The sequence below is a fragment of the Nostoc sp. 2RC genome (genome assembly GCF_014222165.1).
GTDB lineage: Bacteria > Cyanobacteriota > Cyanobacteriia > Cyanobacteriales > Nostocaceae > Nostoc > Nostoc linckia.
In genome coordinates, this window is the sequence record NZ_JACKZU010000653.1 from 1 (window position 1) to 2,010 (window position 2,010).

Genomic DNA, 2,010 nt, shown 5'->3' on the forward strand with positions numbered 1-2,010 from the left:
TCCCATCTCCCCATCTCCCCATCTCCCATTCCCTCTTAATCCATATTTCTGTTCCCTGGAACTGCCTCCACTCCCTCTGCCCCATCCCCAATGCCCAATGCACCATGCCCCACACCCGATTCCATTCCCTTACTTGGGGGAATTTCTTCCAAAGGAATCAAAGCTTGAATTACTGACTTCACAATCGGGGCGGCGACGGTGGAACCGTAGGCGTTTTCTCCTTGTGGTTCGTCCACTAATGCGAACACTACGTAACGAGGAGATTCCACTGGTAAAATAGCTACAAAGCTAGTGATTCTCGCACCCTTGATGTAACCACCATTGGGACTAGCTTTTTGGGCGGTACCAGTTTTGCCAGCGATGCGATAACCGGGAATTTGCGCTACCTTACCTGTACCTTCAGACACAACTGTTTCCATCATTTCCACTACCTTCTGAGCCGTGGTAGCAGAGAAAATCTGGCGTGGCATGGTGCGATCGGGTGAATCGTGCATCTGTCCTTTGGTATCAATTAGACCCCGGACTACATGAGGTGTAACTAATTTACCGCCATTGGCTAAAGCACCGTGCATTTGTACCAGCTGTATGGGTGTCATGGAAAAGCCTTGTCCAAAGGAAGTAGTAGCTGGTTCAATTGGGGAAGCAATAAATTCTTCTTGACTTTTGAGGCGACCGCCAGCTTCAAAAGGTAGATCCGTATCAACTTTTTGTCCTAATCCCAAACGTTCCAGCCAGTTGTAGTATATTGTCGGCTTTAATCGTTGGATAATTTGCACCATGCCAATGTTGCTAGAATTTTGCAGGATTTGAGCGATGCTGATTCGCCCATAACCATTGTTCATAGCATTTTTAATAGTGTAATTAGCTACACGGATAGAACCGGAGTCATTAAACATATCATCTGGTTTAATAACACCATTTTCCAGAGCGATCGCCACATTTAAAGGCTTGAAGGTGGAACCTGGTTCATAAAGATCCGCCACCGTCCAGTTTTTAAACAGTGAAATATTAGCTTTGGCGTATTCATTAGGGTTATAAGTGGGCTGAGAAACTAAGGCAAGTAAAGAACCATCCAATGCGTCCATCACAATGACCGCCCCGCGTTTAGCCTTAAACTCATCCATTTTTTGCTTGAGGGCAGTGCGGGCAATTCGCTGCAAACGACTATCAATAGTCAATTGCAGTCGGAAATCATCAAAATTTAAAAAACCTTCAGGGGCATGATTTGGCATAATAGCGCCAGTACCCGTTCGACTGAGGCGCACCGTTTGTACAGAACGTTCTAGCAACTTTTCTTGAGAATATTCCACACCCGCCTGACCGCGACGGTCAATATTCACATAGCCCACCACATCAGCAGCCAAATCATCTGAAGGGTAGAATCGCGAGTATTTTTGAATTAGTTCTAAACCATTTAAACGCAAAGAAGTGATGCGATCGACAATTTCTTCTGGTATCGCTGGCGCAAGTACAATGCCACTTTTTTTACTTTCAAAAGTCTTCACCAATTCTGGAGCATCTTTCGCCAATATCGGGGAAAGTTCCTGTGCTATCTCTTCATTAGACTTATCAAACAATTTGGGATGAGCATACAAAGTATACACAGGACGGTCAATCGCCAACAAATTATTATTGCGATCTACCACCGGACGGCGGGGCATAAAAGGTCGCAAATTGATCATTTGCTGGTTTCGTGCTTGTTCTGTTAACTTTGGCCCCCGGATAATTTGCAGATTATACAAATTAATAGCCAATCCCAACCCCGCTGCGATTAACACACCCCAGACAACAAACAATCGGGACTTATTATTGGATGTTTGCTCTTGGATATTAAACTTAAACTTAAATTTTCCGAAAAAACCTCCTTTAGAACGCCTCTGTCGCCTTGTGAGTCCTGGAGTGCGAAACTTTGCAAACTTTGTTTTGCTTGGTGACTTTTGCATTGGGTTTGTCCTTTGTCATTAGTCATTAGTTATTGGGGATGAGGGGTGTTGATGGTTGACTGTTGAC

The 2,010-nt window shown here is 44.6% G+C and carries 1 protein-coding gene; it reads right to left on the reverse strand.

Translation table 11 applies throughout. The features are described from left to right. Nucleotides 1-35 precede the first annotated feature (35 nt). Complete coding sequence (locus GNE10_RS34170) at nt 36-1,943, reverse strand: penicillin-binding protein 2 (protein ID WP_185570457.1); 1,908 nt, start codon at nt 1,941-1,943, stop codon at nt 36-38. Nucleotides 1,944-2,010 lie beyond the last annotated feature (67 nt).

Excerpts from the sequence above, each read along its gene's own strand:
- GNE10_RS34170 (WP_185570457.1), bottom strand. The coding sequence starts at position 1,943 with ATGCAAAAGTCACCAAGCAAAACAAAGTTTGCAAAGTTTCGCACTCCA.